Annotated in this window: 18 protein-coding genes and 1 other RNA gene; 8 read left to right on the top strand and 11 right to left on the bottom strand. The window is 45.3% G+C overall.

Annotated features, from left to right (window positions below):
* Window positions 1–20: 20 nt before the first annotated feature.
* Window positions 21–968, bottom strand: a complete 948-nt coding sequence (gene hflC, locus HBAL_RS02310) for a protease modulator HflC (RefSeq protein WP_015826314.1) — start codon at window positions 966–968, stop codon at window positions 21–23.
* Window positions 969–970: 2 nt separating this feature from the next.
* Window positions 971–2071, bottom strand: a complete 1101-nt coding sequence (hflK, locus tag HBAL_RS02305) for an FtsH protease activity modulator HflK (protein ID WP_015826313.1) — start codon at window positions 2069–2071, stop codon at window positions 971–973.
* A gap of 78 nt (window positions 2072–2149) precedes the next feature.
* Between hflK and HBAL_RS02300 the strand changes: the two genes are divergently transcribed.
* Both HBAL_RS02300 and HBAL_RS02295 read left to right on the top strand, forming a co-directional pair.
* Complete coding sequence (locus HBAL_RS02300) at window positions 2150–3343, top strand: Mrp/NBP35 family ATP-binding protein (RefSeq protein WP_015826312.1); 1194 nt, start codon at window positions 2150–2152, stop codon at window positions 3341–3343.
* A 201-nt stretch (window positions 3344–3544) separates the two neighbouring features.
* Window positions 3545–4387: a hypothetical protein gene (locus tag HBAL_RS02295; protein WP_015826311.1), complete on the top strand. Its 843-nt coding sequence runs from the start codon at window positions 3545–3547 to the stop codon at window positions 4385–4387.
* Between the two features lie 15 nt (window positions 4388–4402).
* On the opposite strand, the gene HBAL_RS02290 is transcribed toward HBAL_RS02295, so the two are convergent.
* A complete protein-coding gene (locus HBAL_RS02290; protein ID WP_015826310.1) occupies window positions 4403–5650 on the bottom strand; it encodes a DUF4189 domain-containing protein in 1248 nt (415 codons plus the stop codon).
* A gap of 100 nt (window positions 5651–5750) precedes the next feature.
* A complete protein-coding gene (locus tag HBAL_RS02285) occupies window positions 5751–6299 on the bottom strand; it encodes a dihydrofolate reductase (RefSeq protein ID WP_015826309.1) in 549 nt (182 codons plus the stop codon).
* A gap of 142 nt (window positions 6300–6441) precedes the next feature.
* On the opposite strand from HBAL_RS02285, the gene HBAL_RS02280 reads away from it, so the two are divergent.
* A complete protein-coding gene (locus tag HBAL_RS02280; protein ID WP_015826308.1) occupies window positions 6442–7086 on the top strand; it encodes a VUT family protein in 645 nt (214 codons plus the stop codon).
* 62 nt (window positions 7087–7148) lie between these two features.
* On the opposite strand, the gene HBAL_RS02275 is transcribed toward HBAL_RS02280, so the two are convergent.
* The 5 genes from HBAL_RS02275 to HBAL_RS02255 form a co-directional block, all read right to left on the bottom strand.
* A complete protein-coding gene (locus HBAL_RS02275) occupies window positions 7149–7562 on the bottom strand; it encodes a hypothetical protein (RefSeq protein WP_015826307.1) in 414 nt (137 codons plus the stop codon).
* A gap of 269 nt (window positions 7563–7831) precedes the next feature.
* Window positions 7832–8626, bottom strand: coding sequence for a thymidylate synthase (locus HBAL_RS02270; protein WP_015826306.1), 795 nt, complete (start codon window positions 8624–8626; stop codon window positions 7832–7834).
* Window positions 8627–8773: 147 nt separating this feature from the next.
* Complete coding sequence (locus tag HBAL_RS02265) at window positions 8774–9487, bottom strand: dienelactone hydrolase family protein (RefSeq protein ID WP_015826305.1); 714 nt, start codon at window positions 9485–9487, stop codon at window positions 8774–8776.
* Window positions 9484–10170 carry a GNAT family N-acetyltransferase gene (locus HBAL_RS02260; RefSeq protein WP_015826304.1) on the bottom strand — a complete coding sequence of 229 codons (687 nt, stop codon included), beginning with the start codon at window positions 10168–10170 and terminating at the stop codon, window positions 9484–9486. Before HBAL_RS02260 ends, HBAL_RS02265 begins: the two co-directional genes overlap by 4 nt.
* 188 nt (window positions 10171–10358) lie before the next feature.
* The gene (locus HBAL_RS02255) at window positions 10359–10556 is read right to left on the bottom strand and encodes a hypothetical protein (RefSeq protein ID WP_015826303.1); all 198 of its coding nucleotides are present in this window, start codon (window positions 10554–10556) and stop codon (window positions 10359–10361) included.
* Between the two features lie 381 nt (window positions 10557–10937).
* Between HBAL_RS02255 and ssrA the strand changes: the two genes are divergently transcribed.
* Window positions 10938–11294, top strand: a transfer-messenger RNA (tmRNA) gene (gene ssrA / locus HBAL_RS16555).
* Between the two features lie 91 nt (window positions 11295–11385).
* On the opposite strand, the gene HBAL_RS02245 is transcribed toward ssrA, so the two are convergent.
* Window positions 11386–11637 carry a DUF2061 domain-containing protein gene (locus tag HBAL_RS02245; protein ID WP_015826301.1) on the bottom strand — a complete coding sequence of 84 codons (252 nt, stop codon included), beginning with the start codon at window positions 11635–11637 and terminating at the stop codon, window positions 11386–11388.
* A gap of 153 nt (window positions 11638–11790) precedes the next feature.
* Complete coding sequence (locus HBAL_RS02240; protein WP_015826300.1) at window positions 11791–13149, bottom strand: glycoside hydrolase family 140 protein; 1359 nt, start codon at window positions 13147–13149, stop codon at window positions 11791–11793.
* Between the two features lie 389 nt (window positions 13150–13538).
* On the opposite strand from HBAL_RS02240, the gene HBAL_RS02235 reads away from it, so the two are divergent.
* The 4 genes from HBAL_RS02235 to HBAL_RS02220 all read left to right on the top strand — a co-directional run bounded on the left by HBAL_RS02235 (window position 13539) and on the right by HBAL_RS02220 (window position 18734).
* Window positions 13539–15812 (top strand): TonB-dependent receptor domain-containing protein, encoded by a 2274-nt coding sequence (locus HBAL_RS02235; protein ID WP_015826299.1) that lies wholly within the window; start codon window positions 13539–13541, stop codon window positions 15810–15812.
* A gap of 146 nt (window positions 15813–15958) precedes the next feature.
* The gene (gene gloA2, locus HBAL_RS02230) at window positions 15959–16342 is read left to right on the top strand and encodes an SMU1112c/YaeR family gloxylase I-like metalloprotein (RefSeq protein WP_015826298.1); all 384 of its coding nucleotides are present in this window, start codon (window positions 15959–15961) and stop codon (window positions 16340–16342) included.
* A gap of 119 nt (window positions 16343–16461) precedes the next feature.
* Window positions 16462–17745 (top strand): O-acetylhomoserine aminocarboxypropyltransferase/cysteine synthase family protein, encoded by a 1284-nt coding sequence (locus tag HBAL_RS02225; RefSeq protein WP_015826297.1) that lies wholly within the window; start codon window positions 16462–16464, stop codon window positions 17743–17745.
* Between the two features lie 449 nt (window positions 17746–18194).
* Window positions 18195–18734 carry an SspB family protein gene (locus HBAL_RS02220; RefSeq protein WP_015826296.1) on the top strand — a complete coding sequence of 180 codons (540 nt, stop codon included), beginning with the start codon at window positions 18195–18197 and terminating at the stop codon, window positions 18732–18734.
* The last annotated feature ends 16 nt before the right edge of the window (window positions 18735–18750 follow it).

The raw sequence follows: 18750 nt of genomic DNA, 5'->3' as shown, positions 1-18750 counted from the left end.
ATCAACCAGAACCCAAAAAGTTAGTTTCCACCGTCTTTGTTAGCGAAATAACCAAAGAAATCGCTATCAGGTGACAACACCATTGGAGTGCCAGCTTTTACACCGTTTTTATAGGCATCCATTGAACGGTAGAAAGAAAAGAATTCAGGATCCAAATTATATGCATTAGCGTAAATAGCGTTACGTTGTGCATCTCCATCACCTTTGATCTTTTCACTTTCTTCATTTGCTTTTGCAAGAAGAACAGTCGCATTTTTATCTGCTTCCGCACGGATTCTCAAAGCTTGCTCTTCACCTTCGGCGCGGATCTCTGCAGCTTGCTGCTGACGTTCTGTCTGCATTCTCACAAACACACGCTCAGAGTTGGCGCGTGGCAAATCTGCACGTGTGATACGCACATCAACAATTTCAATACCGTATTTTTCAGCACCATCATTTAAGATGTCACGGATAGACATCATCAATTCAGCACGCTGTCCGGAAATAATATCAGGTGTTTCAACTTCACCCAAAACTTTACGAAGCGCACCAATCATAATGCCGTTCAACTGAGCGCGCGCACCGCGTTCATTGTTTGCAGATCGGAAAAACTGCAATGGATCAACAATTTTCCAACGCGCAAACGCATCAACATTCAAACGTTCTTGATCAGCCGCAATGATTTCAAGAGCGGGCAAGTCAAAGCCGAGATTCTTTTTATCAAAAATGGCGACATTCTGAACGAATGGAACTTTAAAATGCAGACCTGCTTCTGAATTCTCTTTGTTAAGATTATCATATTCAGGAACGCCAGCTTCGCCCTCTTCAACTGATACAATTGGCGTTGGCGCATTGATAACGCTTTGTGCTTCACCAAACTGGATCAAAATGGCCTGTTCATCCACACGCACAATGTAAAACGAATTAAACGCGACTATTGCTGCCAAACCGACAAGAATAAGCGCAAATGGTCCTAATATTTTAGCCATTCTTATTTCTCCCCACGACGAAGTTGATCAAGCGGAAGATACGGAACTGCGCCAGCATCATTGTCCAGAATGATTGTCTCTGAACGACCAAGCACTTCTTCCATAGTTTCAAGATACATACGTTCACGCGTTACACGCGGTGCTTTACGATATTCTTCAAATACAAGACGGAAACGTTCTGCCTCACCGGTAGCTGCTGCAATCACTTTTGAGCGATACGCATCTGCCTCTTGAAGAATTTTTTCTGCCTCACCACGCGCCCTTGGTACAACATTGTTGGCGTAAGCTGTCGCTTGGTTGATTGTCGATACTTTATCTTGAGCTGCGTTGTTCACATCAAGGAATGCATCATTCACAACGGCAGGCGGTTGAGATTTATCAAGCTGAACGACTGTAATCTCGATACCAGCACCATAACTATCTAAAGTGCTCTGAATAAGCTCACGCGTAGACGTTTGCACTTCATCACGACCTTTTGAAATAATACTTTGGAAATCCATTTTACCAACAACTTCACGCATGGAGCTTTCAGCAATAGATTTCAGTGTATTTTCCGGACCGTTCACATTGAACAAGAAATCTTGTGGGTTATTCACCTTCCAGTGAACCACAAAATCAATATCCACAATGTTTTCATCACCTGTCAGCATTTGGCCTTCAGAAGCACCCGTACCGATGTGAAGTTTCTGAATTTCGTTCACAAGTACGATTTCATGTGTTTCGATTGGGTCAGGGAAACGAACATGGAAACCCGGTCCACGTGTCGAGTGGAACTCACCAAAGCGCAGCACTACTGCCTGCTCTTGTTCATTCACCTGAAACACACCAGTGGCTAACCAACCGATAAGACCCACGACAGCAAACATAGCAAAGCCAGCGCCGCTGAAACCGCCGCCACCTTTTGAACCTTTGCCACCACGTCCACCGCCGCCCTTGCGACGATTTGCAAATTTCTCTTGCATCTTTTTTAGACTATCCTCTAGGTCTGGTCCTTGTTGGCCATTATCGCCCGGACGCCCCCAAGGACTTTTATCATCACCGCCAGATCCTTTAGGACCATCGCCCCACGGACCTTTGCCGCCCTTATTATCGTTCCAAGGCATTTACGCCACTCCTTTCGGATTTAAAAGTCTACACTATATCAACTATCTAATATCGTTTAACTTTGGAAAGCTTCAACCGTGACAAACACGAATTCTGACCTCAAACAGGCTGTTCTTGACGTTCTTGACGTAATTATTCACCCAGATACAGCAAAAAGCCTCGTTAAGTCCCAAAGAGTTCAAGGTCTTTCCATACAAAATGGGGGCCAAGTGGGCTTCATTATCGAAATTGATGGAGGCCCATCTCCTCAAGCTGATTCTCTCCAAAAAACTATTGAAGAGGCCGTAAGTCAGATTAATGGCGTTTCTAAGGTCACAGTCGTCATGACTTCACATTCAGAAACGCCGCAATCTCGTCCCTCGTCTCAGCCAGCTATGGCTCCCGGTGCCACTCATCGGATGCAAAAAGGTGACGGTACGGCGACTAAAGATGCCAAACGTCCCGCAAAAGCCAGTTCGACACCTGCAGAACGCACAAGCCTTCCCGGCGTGAATGCAATGATCGCCATTGCAAGTGCCAAAGGCGGCGTTGGCAAATCCTCAGTCACTGCAAATCTCGCTGTCGCCTGCGCGCAACTGGGCCTCAAAGTCGGCATTCTCGATACAGATGTTTATGGCCCTTCTATTCCCACAATGTTTGGCTCCAGCGAAATAGAGCCGCAACAAAACAAAGAAGGTAAGCTCATTCCGATTGAAGCACATGGCATCAAAACCATGTCGATTGGCTATCTGGCAGACACGGATGCACCAATGATTTGGCGCGGTCCGGTTGTTGTTTCAGCAATCAACCAAATGATGAAAGATGTAGAATGGGGCAATCTGGATATTTTGTTTGTCGATACACCGCCCGGAACAGGTGATATCCAACTATCACTCGCCCAACGCGCACCGCTTACGGGTGCGGTCATTGTTTCTACACCGCAAGAAATCGCGCTCGCCGATGTTCGTCGAGGGGTCGCAATGTTCCACAAAACGCATACACCCGTTCTTGGTATCATTGAAAACATGGCTTGGTTTGATGATCCAGTTAGCAATAACCGTACTTATATCTTTGGTGAGGGCGGCGCAAAGAAAACAGCTGAAGCGCTAGACATTCCATTTTTGGGAGAACTTCCAATAGTGCCTAAAATACGCAAAGATGCAGATAATGGCACACCTGCTGTTCTAACAAATGGCCCAGTTCAAGACAGCTTTCGCCTAATAGCCGAACAGATAATCGCCTCATTAGATGCGCCTCAAGGCAAGGCTCCACCACGCATAATTTTCGAGTAAATTTTTAGCAAATTTTACCTACCGCAAGAAAACCAAGAAATTACATATAGAACAGCTACTTTCTCACAATTTGTTGCTCCTCCCCTATTTATTTTAACCTTTTTTTAGGGTTTCCTAGACGCATGGCCTCCTCATTGCAGGGAGCACCAGTCTAGCAGAAAGCTATGTGCGTTTTCTTATCGTCTTGACGGAGCTTTATCTATGTCCTTCTCATATCCTATCCGCGGTGTTTTCTGGCCGCAGGATGAATTTGGACGCGTCCTAAATATTGCGGTCAAGCGAGAAGAGCTTTCTCCGCTCTGGTCAAACCTAAGCGAAAGCGCCGTTGATTATGCGCATGAACGCTTTGAGCAAGATCTACACAGCGTTTACCTTACTGGTCCAGCAGCACGCAACCGCCCTGGTGGTGGTTCGATTTTTATCGTCCTCCACAAAAACGCAAAAAGTTCAAATGCGCCTAGTTGGTGTGTATCTGCTGCTGAAGCTTTACGACGTGATCACAATTGTAAATTTGGACTAAATATTCACGTTCTCAAATGGCATCAGGTTTTCTCGCCTATGGGACGTTATTCACAAGCAAAATTCCGTTTGAGTGTAAATTCAGTGTGTGTGGGCGGACGTCCAGTCACGCGCTTGATCACGCCCCAGTGCGTGAACGAAGCCGTCGCAAATCCTATGCTTGTCACGTTTGAAAACAGGCTCAAACAAGCAAAACAAAAAACACTCACCTCAGACAGTCGCCGCATTATTCGTTCAGTTTCAGCCAATGTCGGACACGCCATTGTATCTGCAGGCTATGCAAGCGTGATAGCAGCAGAACAAACCTACACTGAGGATCTGGATATTCGCCGCGATATCTTTTCACTTTATCACCCAGAGCGCGCAGAAGACATTCAACGCGCATATGATATGTCCGCGCTTCCTTCTTATGATCCAGTTCAAGTACGTTCATTCATCAATGAAGCAAGTGAATGGGTTTTGCCGCTCGTAGATGAATGGTTAAACACCAATAATCCCAAACGTGTGGAATTGCTTTCAGTATAGTTTGAAGAACTCCTACTACTGATCAAAAGCGCAAAACTCGGTATGGACGCGACAAGCATTCCCGATGCCGCGCTTTTGATTGCAATCACGCACAGCATTTACTCGCGCAGCAACCGGATCTTGGGCACTGGCAACTGCCCAATAACGCCAATCAAAAGCAGACCCAGAATTGCCAACCTCCTCTTTCGCCATTGCGTAGACAAAACACCCATTAAACGGCTCCACCGACACACAAGCCCCAGATGTGGCGCTACAATTTTTTTGCGCTAACAGCAAAGCATCATTCCTTGTGTCTTGTCCTTTACTCAAGCCTACACTGCCATTTTCAGAACGAGAAAAACCGCCCCATAACTGACTAAAGCGCGGTAAATTCTCAATGTCGCAATTTGGATAGAGCGCATCACGCCCAGCAACATCATCATTAGACAAGCCGCGCTTCCATATCCCCGGTGCCTGCACATTTCTGCGCACCATAGCGGCACTTCCCGCAACTTTTATCGAGGGTTTCAACCCCTCTGTAGAGGCCATGCAATTTATGGGTATTTCATTATAGGGAATGTCATCACTATCAATATTTAGAGATGGTCGCTCTGTGGGGTGGCCTAACCCTAAAGCATGGCCAACTTCATGCAAAATAAGTGTTGGAAAATGCACACAGCTAGGATGCGTTTTCTCCAAATTCTCATCAACATAAAAACAACGCTCTTTATTGACCCGCACATCGGCGCTTTCAATTCGATCTTTTACATCTGTTGACCGCACCCCATTGGCAAGCGTGACATAATTGGTCGGTCGGTCATAAAAAATCGTATAGCCATTCATCAGTGCATTTCGAAAATTTGGAAATTCCAATGCACTAGAAGCATAAAAATCTATTTCAGCGCCCTGATCAGTTTCACCAAACACAGCAAGGGGGAAACTTGGTTTAATTTGACCTGTCACATCTGTGAATTTTAAAACCGGATGCCCTGAAGACCAGCGATCCAAAGCTTGTGCAATAACATTTTTAGCTTGGTCACAATTTGTATCATCAACAAAATGCAGCTCACATATGCTGACATCGACAGAATATTCCAAACCACCGCCCAACCCGCGCTGCTGCGTCTCTACAAGAGACCCATCCGTCATTGCCCAGCGAGAAGCACGTCTTAAATCCTCAATCGGATTACCTGTTGATTTACGTGGCCCCTCCACAACAAAAGCTGCAGCTGATTGCACGATTAGCAATCCCGCAAGTATGCTTGTAGCAAAAAAACGGACCATATTTTCTCTTTTACAAAACCGCTAATCACACTCAAACTAGCGCTATAAAACTGAAACGCAGATGAACACTTTCAACTCGCTTAATTGTTAGAGCTTCCGTTTATACAGGTTTGCGTACTAATTTGCGCATCACAAATGCATGATCATTATCTTCATCGGCAGCATGATTAGTTTCCTCAACACACGTCCAGACGTCATCATCTATCTCTGGAAAGAAAGTATCGCCTTCTGGCTCTGTATTGACTTCAGTCACATAGAGCACATCGACATTTTCAAATGCTGCAGTATAGATCGCTCCACCGCCGATAATCATAACCTCTTCAACATCGGTTTGATCTGCGATTGCACGCCCAGCCGCAATGGCAACACCAAGACTTGGGAATACGCGCGCACCTTGAGCATCAAAATCATGTCGACGAGACACCACAAGATTTGCCCGCCCTTTTAAAGGCTTAAAAGGTAAACTCTCCCACGTTTTGCGTCCCATAATAACCGGCTTACCGAGTGTGACGGATTTAAAAAACTTCAAATCCCCCTTCAAACGCCAGGGTAAATCACCATCCACACCGATGACGCCATTTTTTGCACGTGCCACAATCATAGCGAGTTTAGGCAGATGAAGTGATGTATTGGAACTTTTAGAAGACACTATTTTTCTCTTTTGTTGGGGAATTTCCATTCCCTAGCCGATCGCCAATATATTATTGCCAACCTGACTTAACAGCACGCAAAGAATACATAATAAAGGATAACCTACAGCCTCTTTAGTATTTTGCCCAAAGGCCGACAATATGGAATCCACACCAAATTCAGATTTCAGCCTTTTAAATGCATTTGTGGATGCAATTGCGTATCGCTCAAGTGAACATCTTCCCATTGTATTATGTGGATATGTGCTGACCGGTATTATTCTATGGCTGCTCAACGGGCGCGCTTGGGCTTTTCTCTATGTCGCCATAATTCCCTTTGTAAATTGGAGTTTTGGCTGGGCACCCAATATCGCACTCCCTTTTGCACCTGAATTTGGATTTAATCCTGTCACCATCGTCACTGGGCTAGTGCTTGTAGTGAGAGATTTCACCCAGCAGGAAATGAAGCACAAAGTTTTGCTTGCTATGCTCATAGGCGTGGGTTGGTCTTTTTATTATGCCAGCCCTGAGATTGCCTTGGCATCTGCTGCAGCATTCGCAATCGCGGAATTGGTTGATTGGGCTTTATTTACATTCACAAAATTCAGGCTCTCAACCCGCATCATGCTGTCCAGCGCAATAGCCGCCCCGATAGACACAACAGTTTTCTTATTGGGTGCAAAATTTCTAACATTCCCCAATTGGATAATGTCCATCATTGGAAAACTCTTTGGCGCTGCTGTCGTTTCAGGCATTGTCCGCTCTCGTGAAACACCACCTGCAAAGCCGACATCAAGCTTAACATAAAAAAAGGGTGGCACATTTGGCACCACCCTTTTTCTAATCTCAAGAGACTAAGTCAGAAAAGCCTAGTGGCCGTCTGTGTGCTCTTCAACTTCAGCTTCTGCAGCATCTTCTAGCTCTGATGCTTTATCAGCTGCATCGCTTTTCATGCCGTCCAAAGCGGAAGCTGCTTTGTCTTTAGCTTCGCCAACCATTTCACCAGCTTTTTCAGCAGCACCTTCAACAGCGTCACCAGCATCGGAAGCTAGTTCTGAAGCGCCTTCAACTGTTGCATCAACAGCGTCGCCTGTTGCTGCTGCAGCGTCTGAAGCAGCTTCACCCACAGCATCTGCTGCATCACCAGCAGCGTCGACAGTTGCATCAACTGCTTCACCAGCAGCTTCAGCAGCACCATTTGCAGCTTCTTCAGCTTTTTGACAAGCAGACAAGCCAAGAACAGCAGCAGCTGATACGAGTAGCAATTTAGATTTCATGTTCATCGGTATAGACCCCCTTCGGTCAATCAAGTGTTTTAGGAACCCCCAAAAACAATTCGGCTCCTTCGCACGAATAATAGTTTCGGCCCTGTTTTTAAGAAAAAATCAACCCTTTATTACATTTTAACTTTTGTCAGCTTCACGCCCAACAAACTGCTATTGCACATATTTTTGTGCAATCAGATGCGCGAATTACTATTCAACAAAAAGTATATTTATTTGTTTTATATAACTTTTTTATAAAAACAAACACAAATAAAAATGATAGAAGCTTAAACTGCAATCGGAGCTTTTATCGTAGGGTGAGCTTCGTATCCATGGAGGGTGAAATCTTCGTAATCCCAGCCAAAAAGGTCAGTTTTATCAGGGTTTAGTGTCATTATAGGGAGCTGCTTCGTATCACGAGTCAGTTGTAATTTCGCCTGCTCAATGTGATTCATATACAGATGAGCATCACCAAAGGAATGCACAAATTCACCGGCCTCAAGACCCGTTGCCCGCGCCATCATCATCGTAAGCAAGGCATAAGAAGCAATATTGAAAGGCACTCCAAGAAAGACATCCGCTGATCTTTGGTACAACTGACAACTCAATTTTCCATCCGCAACAAAAAATTGAAACAGACAATGACAAGGCGGCAAAGCCATATCATTCACATCAGCGGGATTCCACGCAGATACAATTAAGCGACGTGAATTTGGGTTGGTTTTAATCTCGTTCAATACCCAAGAAATCTGATCAATCACACGCCCATCCGGCGCGGCCCATGAACGCCATTGCTTTCCATAAACCGGCCCAAGATCCCCATTTTCATCAGCCCATTCATCCCAGATAGAAACTTTGTTGTCCGTAAGGTATTTGATATTTGTATCACCCTTCAGGAACCATAGAAGCTCAATAATAATGGATCGAAGATGTAATTTTTTCGTGGTTAAGATTGGAAATGTCTCGGACAGATCAAACCGCATCTGACGCCCGAAAACACCCTTGGTTCCCGTTCCAGTCCGGTCTCCCCGCTCAACACCATTGTCTAAAACATCTTGAAGCAAATCGAGGTATTGGCGCATTGAGGTACTTTCAGCTCACATCTTAACAGGCAAAATTCAGTAAGAATCAGTTATTTTAAATTCAGTCTATGCTCCATAGCAGAAACTATACAGCCACCCACATTTATTGGTGCACCTTAAGAACATCAACCATAAAACTCGATAAAATTAACCAAATACGTCGCCAAGTAATTGGGTAGCGGCTAGCCATGCCCGTTTTTCAGCAATGGGAGAGTATTGAAGGCCATTTTCCGGCGCATTTGCTTTGGGATTCATGAATGAATGCATGGTTTGGCCATATGCATGTATTTGCCAATCGCACCGAGCGCGCGTTAATTCCTCTCCGAGCGTCAAAACACTCTCAGGATTTGCTTTGGGATCGTCATATCCGTGCAATGCAAGAACGCTCGCTTTAATTTCATTTTCTGGCAGGCCATTGGGTATAAACAAGCCATGAAAACTAATCGCCGCTTTAATATCCTCGCCCGCGCGCGCAAGATCTAGAGCACACAGACCACCGAAGCAAAAACCAAGAATACTCATTTTGTCGGCTTCAACTTCTTCAAACTCTCGCGCAGCTCCCAAAGTTGCCAATAAACGCCGCTTCAATTTTGCCCGGTCTTCCATAAACGGATTCATCAATGCTGCATTTTCATCTGCATTTTTGCCAGACCGCCCTTCGCCATACACATCAATTGCAAACCCGACATAACCAAGCTTAGCCAACTCAATCGCTTTATCTTCGCTAAATTGAGTACGCCCTCGCCAATCCGGAGCGACTAACACGCAAGGTCGTTTGCCTGCTTGATCATCCCATGCCAGCAAGCCTATGCAATTTGTATCTCCATCGCGATATTCTACTTGTTTTGATTGGATGCTCATGACTTATCTCGCTCCTGAATAATACAATCATAGAGTTTGGATTTTTGTTGGCCATTCTGATCAAAATTGTCTGGTGAGAACCAGACTTCAAACCCTTTTTTCGTCGCCGGCCATTCTGTGTCGATAAGAGAGAACCAAGCCGTATCTCTGTTCTTGCCAAATCGAACCATGTGTTTACGAAATATGCCCTCAAACTTCATTCCAAAGCGCTCAGCCGCAGCCCAGGACGGCGCATTCAAGCTATCGCATTTCCACTCAAATCTGCGATACCCCAGATCTTCAAATACATATTTTGCCATTAGATAGAAAGCTTCGGTCGATTTGGGGCTGCGTGCCATTAAAGGCGACCAGTGAACATAGCCCATTTCCACACTTCCATTTGCTGTATCAATGCGCAGGAATGCCTGTTTCCCTATCGCCTTGCCTGTTGCCGGATCTATAACAGCGTAAAATTCATCAACGGAATTATGTTCACAACGATCAATCCATTTTTGGAACCCATCAAATGTCTCGCCGCCTTCCACCTTTAAAAAGTGCGCGCGTTCTCTTTCATCTGGCGTCGCAAGGGTCTCAAACAAGCCTTTTGCATGTTTCTTAGAGCTAAGCTTGTCCAAACGCACAAAGCGTCCTTCGATTGCCGCAATATCCGGCCTCTTTCTTGGAGACCAATCCTCAATGACCATAATTTCCTCGGAGTCTAGCAACCCATTCCTAAACAGGAGCTCACCACACCACAGCTTTTCTTGCTAGGGGAAACAATGTGTCCATATCAATAAAAAACGTGACAACAGCAGAGCCAACAGCAGGCAAGAAACTGCTGACTCGCTATCGTCACGTTACATTTACAAATCTAAATCTGGTTGTCGGCGCTTTAATTCGCGCGGGATAAATCTACTTTTCCACTTCGCTTAGGCACAACACCACTTGCAAAGCTTCCTCCTTCCGCGTGGAGATAGTCATCAACCGCTTGATTGGCTTGGCCTTCATCAAGGCCAGAACGCTCAACGAGCCGGCGTGCAAGCGCATTCGTCTCGGTCTCATCCGTTCGTGTCTTAGAATATCTGTTCATGCGTGTTCCTCCATTTTTAGCAACAGCACACCCGGCACCCCGATTATTATTTATTGCACACCTGCATCCACCAAAGGAAAACAGCAATTCCTTCAACGATATAGGCTAGCAATTGGGGCGTCCCGCTATGCTGGTAAAAAGAAGCTTACTATAGAATCAGTAATTTGGGAAATCATGTTAGCTATTCATTCAGAAAACAAATTTCTCCAATGAACAGATCGTACAAATTCCACTATTGTAACAGTTCATCATTTAAGTGCTTTAAGATCTATTTTCTGGATACTTCAAAACATCCCCAAATATGCTTATCACTTCTTATATTACTGATATTTCAGGTAAAAACCGTTTTTTTAGCGGCTTTTCGGATTTTTATCACCTTCAGCGCTTTTCCTGTTAAGCATTCGCGCCTATATTAGATCTGTTCTTCGGAACTATAACGATAAACCCTTGTGTAATAAACGGCTCGGACCCGGGGGCGGTACCCGGCGGCTCCACCATATTAACCAGCTCATTTGGCTGTTGGATTTGGGGCCGAAATAGGATCGACGGACGTGTAAAGACTTGTATTTCGTTCGAATGGGCCCCGTTAGAAGCCCAATCGCAAATAGTTGCAAATGACAACTTTGCTGAAGGTGAGCTTCTCGCAGCGTAAGCTGTGCGAACAAACCGCATAAACTCCTAGGGACTTTTAGCACTCTAGGCGGGGTTCGGAAGCACCTGGCAACAGAAGCTTCCACTTATCTTCATTGCCAGATAGAATCCAATTCAGAGGCTCTTGCGCTTCCTCTTTTTCGTTTAAAACGAAGAAGCTTTATTTGCTCTTCCCTCTTCACACAAATCCCGCATGTTTATGTATATGTTGATCTATCTGAGAGACGGATTCATCGACAGCACCGTCCAAACCGCCAGTCCGCCTCCAAATACGCTCATGTATCGTATAGGCAAAAGTCTGCACGAAAGGTTCGATCACACCTACGCTTAAAGCAATTCGCCAATCTTGAGTCAGCGCAAAGGCAACAGCGATCGCAACAGTAAAATGCATCACCCCATAAGATATAGTCTTTAGAACAGCGCGATTCATAACCAACTCCCGTTAACTGCCATATGGCAAAAGAACCAATTCTAACCATTTAGTGAGAATGATTCTCATTACTAGAGGTGGGCGATTTATTTTTTGTAAAGAGCGCGCACCCGCTGATTGCCAGATTTTCGGCAACCAGCGAGATCACAAATTTTATTCTTTAGGACTTGCTTCTAACAATAAGACCCAATCTTCCCCTTTCCCTGAGGTAGGTGGAACAAATGATTGAATACCGTGACTTTGCTCGTTGCGAAACTCATAAGACACGCCATAGCGCGGATCAAACCAGACTTGCTTATGCATAGCTGAGCTTAGATTGTTGAGATCTAAAGTCAGCGCCTCTCCACGCGGCGAATACGCAATAATACGCGCCCCATCTTCACTTCGGGCAGCACGTATTTTAGCAGCCCCATGCACAGGGCCATCTAGGATCAAAGACTGATCTGGAACAAGCGTTTCAAAGTGATGCTCTTCCATAAAGCGGCGCATATATCCCATTTGACGCGCTCCCGGATGCTCAATGGCCTCTGACCATGGGATATTTGCCCCAATCGCAGGTTCGTGTTTGGGCGACCACATTTGCCAAACATTATTGTTTCCATATGTATGCCCTGCAGCCCCTGCCAATACAGACCACCAAGCCGCTTGCCTCGCATCATCATCATTGAACCTTATACGGGGATCATGGCCTTTATTGTAAAACCCGACAGGAATACCTTCATAGCGCGGCTCACCATCAAGAGTGGGTTTAACGACATCCAGAGACCGATCATATTCAGCGTATAAGCCGGTGTCATGATTTGGTGCCGCATGGGATGATTGGTTCATATAAAAATCAAGCCATTCAGCATCTTTAAACTGCACGGATGATTGCCCCGGTCCACGCGGATGAAAAGTGATAAGATGTTTGCCCTTATCTCCAACCCCTAACCCTATTGCCATCGCTTCAATGTTTGCACGCTCTGCGTCAGACCGTGCATTTGAATCGCCACCTAATATCCAGATAACATCATTTTCCTGATAGCGTTTGCCTAGAAACTTTCCAAATGTCTTAGCGTTCTCTGGCGTAAAGATAAGCCTGTCCCCATCGCGCCAATAATGGCCCCATGATGGAAGCATCCCGACGGTCATGCCCAATGAATTGGCTTTCTCCACGACATAATCAACGTGCTTAAAATAAGCTTCATTTGGCTGGGCTGGATCTAAATCGGTCAGCGGCATATCACCGTTTGCATTTGGTGTGTAAATGCCATTCAGCTCTGATAGAACAACCGCTTGAATGACAGTGAATCCTTTTTCTGCACGATCGGTTAAATACTGATCCACTTCTTCTTTGTTTAAGCGATGAAAAATGGCCCAAGCTGTGTCTCCCATATAAAAGAACGGCTCCCCCGTCTCTCGCTGCAGATATCGCCCATTATCAGACACCTCGAGCTGATTTTGTGCATATGCCGCTACAAAGGGTGCCCCACTTAAAATAGTGCAAGCAAATAGTGCCGATAGTATTTTCACAGATTATTCCTCCCAATCTGTTTTAATCAAAACTGGCGACTGGCAATAAAATCGGACCATGACACAGCCTCTTTATATTTATGCCCGCACCAGTATCTACTGATCTTATATTTACGCGATAAGGTAACCGGTGTCATAACTATGTGCAACAGGCAAAACGGCCAGCTATTTAAATAACCAAATACCTGATTGTTTTCTACATCACGCAAGGCCGATGCTGTGAAAGCATAAGGTGAGAAGCTTCATTCAATCACCCAAGAAGCTCACTCTTTCAAAAATAATTCGCTCGCAAATCCACCCACTCCAAAACTTCCAATTTGCTCGATTCGTTGATTGACAATGTTATGTTATAACATTACATAATTGATTTCGCTCAATGGGGACATAACGTGAATTTACTTTGGAAAAATTTAGTACTCAGCACTGCAATTTCGATGATTGGCAGCGGTGTTGCTTACGCCGATACAGTCGAAACAAAATCAGAGGGATCTGAAACGAGTGAGACGCAACGCATCGATACTGTCGTTGTGACAAGTACACTTGCAGGCCGAAACGCGATCACTTCTTTGCCGGTAATGGTGCTATCGGGTGAGGAATTAGCAAACAGACGTCTGGGCGGACTAGGTGAAACTCTAGCAGGATTACCGGGTGTTCACTTAGACAATTTTGGCGGTGGTGCATCGCGCCCAGTTATTCGTGGACAAACCGTCCCGCGTATCGAAATATTATCTGATGGCGCAAACCTATTTGACGTGTCATCCGTCGCGCCTGACCATGCAATCACCAGCGAACCATTATTGCTGGATGGAATTGAAGTCCTACGCGGTTCTGCAGCTGCCCGTTATGGCGGAAATGCTCTCAATGGCGCAGTCAATTTAATTGACAGCAAAATCCCTAAATCACTGCCTGAAGACGGTTTTTCAGGCGGCGCAGAAGCGCGCTATGGCATGGGCGATCAAGAAGCCTCCATGGCCGCGCGCGCAACTGCGTCTGTAGGACAATTTGCTTTTCACCTTGAAGGCTTTAACCGTTCCAGCGAAAACTATTCCGTCCCCAAAAATTTTGGCAGCGATGAACTTCGCGACTCTTTCTCCAAAGGCGATGGCTATAGCATTGGTGGGTCTTGGCTTGTTCCTAAAGGCTATATCGGCGCAGCCTATTCTCGATTAGATAGTGAATACGGTCTGCCGGGTCACTCCCACAAAAATGCGGTCTGTCACACACACGGAACAGACCTACACTGTGCCTCCCATGGCGCTTACGAAGACCCTTTTGGTTCATCAGACGAACACACAGCAAAAATCAACCTTCGCGCAGACCGCTATGACGTTCGCGCAGATTATGAAAAACTAATCCCAGGTATTGATCACACACGTATACGATTATCTTACACAGATTATGCACATGACGAGGTCGATGGTCCCTTTATTTTCACCAATTACACCAATGAAGTATATGATGGCCGTCTTGAGCTAACTCATGCAGCAATAGCTGGTTTTTCCGGCACTTTTGGCGTGCAATATACTGATGGTGAATTTAACGGAATTAACGTCAACGACTTGCATAAGGCGTTTCCCGAAAACGGACTTGGGTTTGACGGCCCTTCATACCATCTAACCGAAAATGTCGGCGTATTCCTCAATGAAACGCGTTCATTTGGTGCAGTCGATCTTGATTTTGCAATCCGCAAAGATTGGCGTGAAATCAGTGTCACGATACCTCAATATCGCATACAATTATCACCTGAATTATCGGACCTGTATGACGATATTTTCATTCCGTGGTATGGAGAAAACTGGAGAGAAACTATAAAGGATGAAAACATTGAATTGTTCAAAGAGAGACATCCAGCCGCAAAACATGAACCTCTCTCAGCTTCTCTTGGAGCCACATGGAATATTAGCGACGGCTATGCAATAGCGGCATCTATTGCCCATTCTGAACGCGCTCCAAATATCCGCGAACTATACGCATATGGAAATAACCTAGCGACCAATAGTTATGAAGTTGGGCTATCCCAATCGCGCCGAGCCTCTTCTAGATTCCCTGAAAGCACAACAGATGTGATGGAGTCGACCGATTCCCTTAATCTAACTTTCCGCAAAACTCTGGGATCAATTCAGTATGAAATTGGCCTTTTCCACCAAGACATAGAAGACTACATTTTTGCACGCCTAATCGAAACAGACAGCGAAACAGGCACGCCCCATAATTATCTGCTTTATGTCGCAGCCGATGCCAAATTTACCGGTATTGATGGACAAATCAGCTTCGAGCTTTCTTCAAATGGCCGCGCAACACTATTTGGTGATTATGTCGATGCTGAAATGAGCAAAGAGGACGACAATTTACCTCGTATTCCACCCGGTCGATTAGGTGGGCGCTATGAATGGAACCAAGGTCCAATTGTTGCCGATGTCGAGTTCTACCACACTTTCGAACAGGACAGTGTCGCGTCATATGAGACACAAACAGATGGCTATAACATGCTGAATGCCACAGCATCCTACAAGTTCAATGCAGATTCAGATCAATCAACAGAATTGTTCATTCGCGCAACAAACTTGCTAGATGAACTGGCCTTTGTTCACACGTCCTTTGTGAAAAACCAATCTCCACTACGCGGACGCAATGTCGTGTTTGGCTTGCGCACTCAATTCTAAACAAAATCCTCAAGGCCGAATGATTTTCTCCCTCGGCCTTGAGGCCTCTCCTCATTGTTTTCGATATTCCCATCTCCCCACAGCAATAGACATTAAATAACGAACATCTTATCCTTTTGAGCATTCAAATGATCAGGCCAAGCTCAATGCTCAAATCCATTCATCATGCAGCGATAATCTGTTCAGATTACCAGCGTTCAAAACATTTCTATATTGATATTTTAGGTCTTGAGGTCGTCGCGGAAAACTACCGTGAAGCTCGCAATTCCTACAAACTCGACCTTCGCCTGCCCGATGGTGGACAAATCGAACTTTTCTCATTTCCCGATGCCCCGCCCCGTCCAAGCTATCCAGAAGCCCAAGGGCTTCGTCATTTAGCCTTCTGCGTGGATAAATTAGAGCCATTTATCGCTCATCTTACAGCACACAATATAGACGTAGAGCCCATCCGAACTGATGAATTCACAGGCAAACGCTTCACATTTTTTGCAGACCCAGACGATTTACCACTGGAAATATATGAAAGCTAAAGCGGTCAATTCCAGATCAGGATAAAAAGCTGAAAACTATCACAAAAAACGCGATGGACTTATCCTTAACCACGCAATATCCTCACCCAAAATTACTTCATTTAATAGGGCTATTTGATATGACTGATGCAGCAAAACACGGCTTTACCACCAAACAACTCCATGCTGGTGCAGCTCCTGATCCAGCCACAGGTGCCCGCAACACGCCAATCTATCAATCAACTGCTTATGTCTTCAAAAGCCCAGAGCATGCGGCAAACCTGTTTGCGTTAAAAGAAGTTGGCTATATCTATTCCCGCCTCACCAACCCAACTGTTGGTGCTTTACAAGAACGTATCGCAGCACTTGAAGGCGGTGCAGGTGCTGTCTGTTGTTCATCTGGTCACGCTGCACAAATCTTGGCGCTTTTCCCGCTTATGGGACCGGGCAAAAATATCGTCGCTTCAACACGCTTATATGGCGGCACGCTCACTCAATTTTCTCAAACGATTAAACGCTTTGGCTGGTCCGCAAAATTTGTAGACTTTGACGACACTCAAGCTGTCGCTGACGCCATTGATGATGATACACGCGCAGTCTTCTGTGAGAGTATCGCGAACCCGGGCGGTTATATCACTGACTTAGATGCAATCTCTGCGGTATCAGATAAAGCTGGCATTCCGCTTATCGTTGATAACACCACTGCTACACCATATTTGTGTAACCCAATTGACCATGGCGCAACATTAGTTGTGCACTCCACAACCAAATACCTCACAGGAAATGGCTCTGTGACAGGTGGCTGTGTTGTTGATTCTGGAAAATTTGACTGGATGGCATCGGATAAATTCCCATCACTCTCTCAACCAGAACCAGCTTATCATGGCTTAATCTTCGCGGAAGCGCTTGGCCCTATGGCATTCACATTCCACGGAATCGCCATTGGATTGCGTGATCTTGGCATGACGATGAACCCACAAGGTGCACATTATACGCTTATGGGTATAGAAACACTATCTCTGCGTATGCGCGAACACGTCAAAAACGCTCAAATCATCTCTGCATGGCTTGAAAATCATGATGCTGTCGAGGCTGTCACCTATGCAGGCCTGCCATCCTCCCCCTATCACAGCCGTGTCGCAAAAATCTGTCCCAAAGGCGCTGGTGGATTATTCACTATTCAGCTTAAAGGCGGACACGACGCGTGTGTAAAATTGATCGAAAACTTGGAGCTGTTCAGCCATGTGGCTAATCTTGGTGATGCAAAATCCTTGATAATTCACCCCGCTTCAACAACACATAGTCAGCTATCTGATGCTGAAAAAATTGCCGCCGGTGCTGCACCAAACCTTGTGCGGATTTCTATCGGTATTGAAGACTCAGACGATTTGATTGCTGACCTAGAACAAGCGCTAAGCAAATAACCAACTTACATGCGTCTGAGGCGCTTCTGCACCTCAGACGTAACTTAAATATCCAACAAATTTCATTTTTTTACAAAGACAATACACCATTGTAATTTATGACAATACAATACGCTATTTAACACCGGATCATGCGCCTAGATTGACAAAAAATCTAACCCAACACTACCAAATCAACAAAAAATAAAAACTCGTTTTGATAAGAATATGTCTTAAAAAACATATGCTTGATGGCCATCCCGCCATCTTTCCTTCAACCTTGAAGAACTCTCGTTTTATCTAAGTTAGAAATTCATTCATTTCGTGCTAAGATGGGCTTTTGTGGTTATAAAGTTCATCCTCTTAAAAGAGCGAACCAATTAAAAACCGCTCGCCCATGAAAAGAACGGGATTGACGTAGCCGCTAAGCTGCTTAATCCCTGCTATCTAATTCTGCTGGAGAATGGTTTATGACTAAAGATGGAATGGGTTCAGGCAACTCTGAAGACCTTATTGGCTACAAAGCTCTTTCTGAAGCCGCGTTAAAAGGCGTGATGCGCGAAGCGCTAAGATTTGCAGCCAAAGGTGAGTCTCTTCCCGGCGGACACCATTTCTACATTACGTTCAAAACAGCGGCTCCGGGCATAAGCATGGCTGATGCCATCAAAGACCGTTTCCCTGAAGAGATGACAATTGTTGTTCAGCACCAATATTGGGATCTGGAAGTGAATGACGACAATTTCGAAATCGTCTTGAAATTTGGCGGCGTCCCTCAGCACCTTGTTATTCCGTATGCAGCCGTCACTCGCTTCTTTGATCCATCCGTCAATTATGGACTGGTATTCGAGATGGGCACGACAGCCTTGATCGAAGGGGGTCAACAAATCGAATTTGGTGACGACACAACAGAAATTGCCGAAGCTGTTTCAGAAGAAAAAAGCGACAAAGACAAAAGCGAGGGCGAAGCTGAAGGCACTGTCGTGTCTCTTGATGCTTTCCGCCGCAAATAAACACACGCAATTAACG

This window comes from Hirschia baltica ATCC 49814, from assembly GCF_000023785.1.
In the GTDB taxonomy this organism is placed as follows: Bacteria; Pseudomonadota; Alphaproteobacteria; order Caulobacterales; family Hyphomonadaceae; genus Hirschia; species Hirschia baltica.
This window is presented reverse-complemented; position numbering and strand designations above follow the sequence as displayed.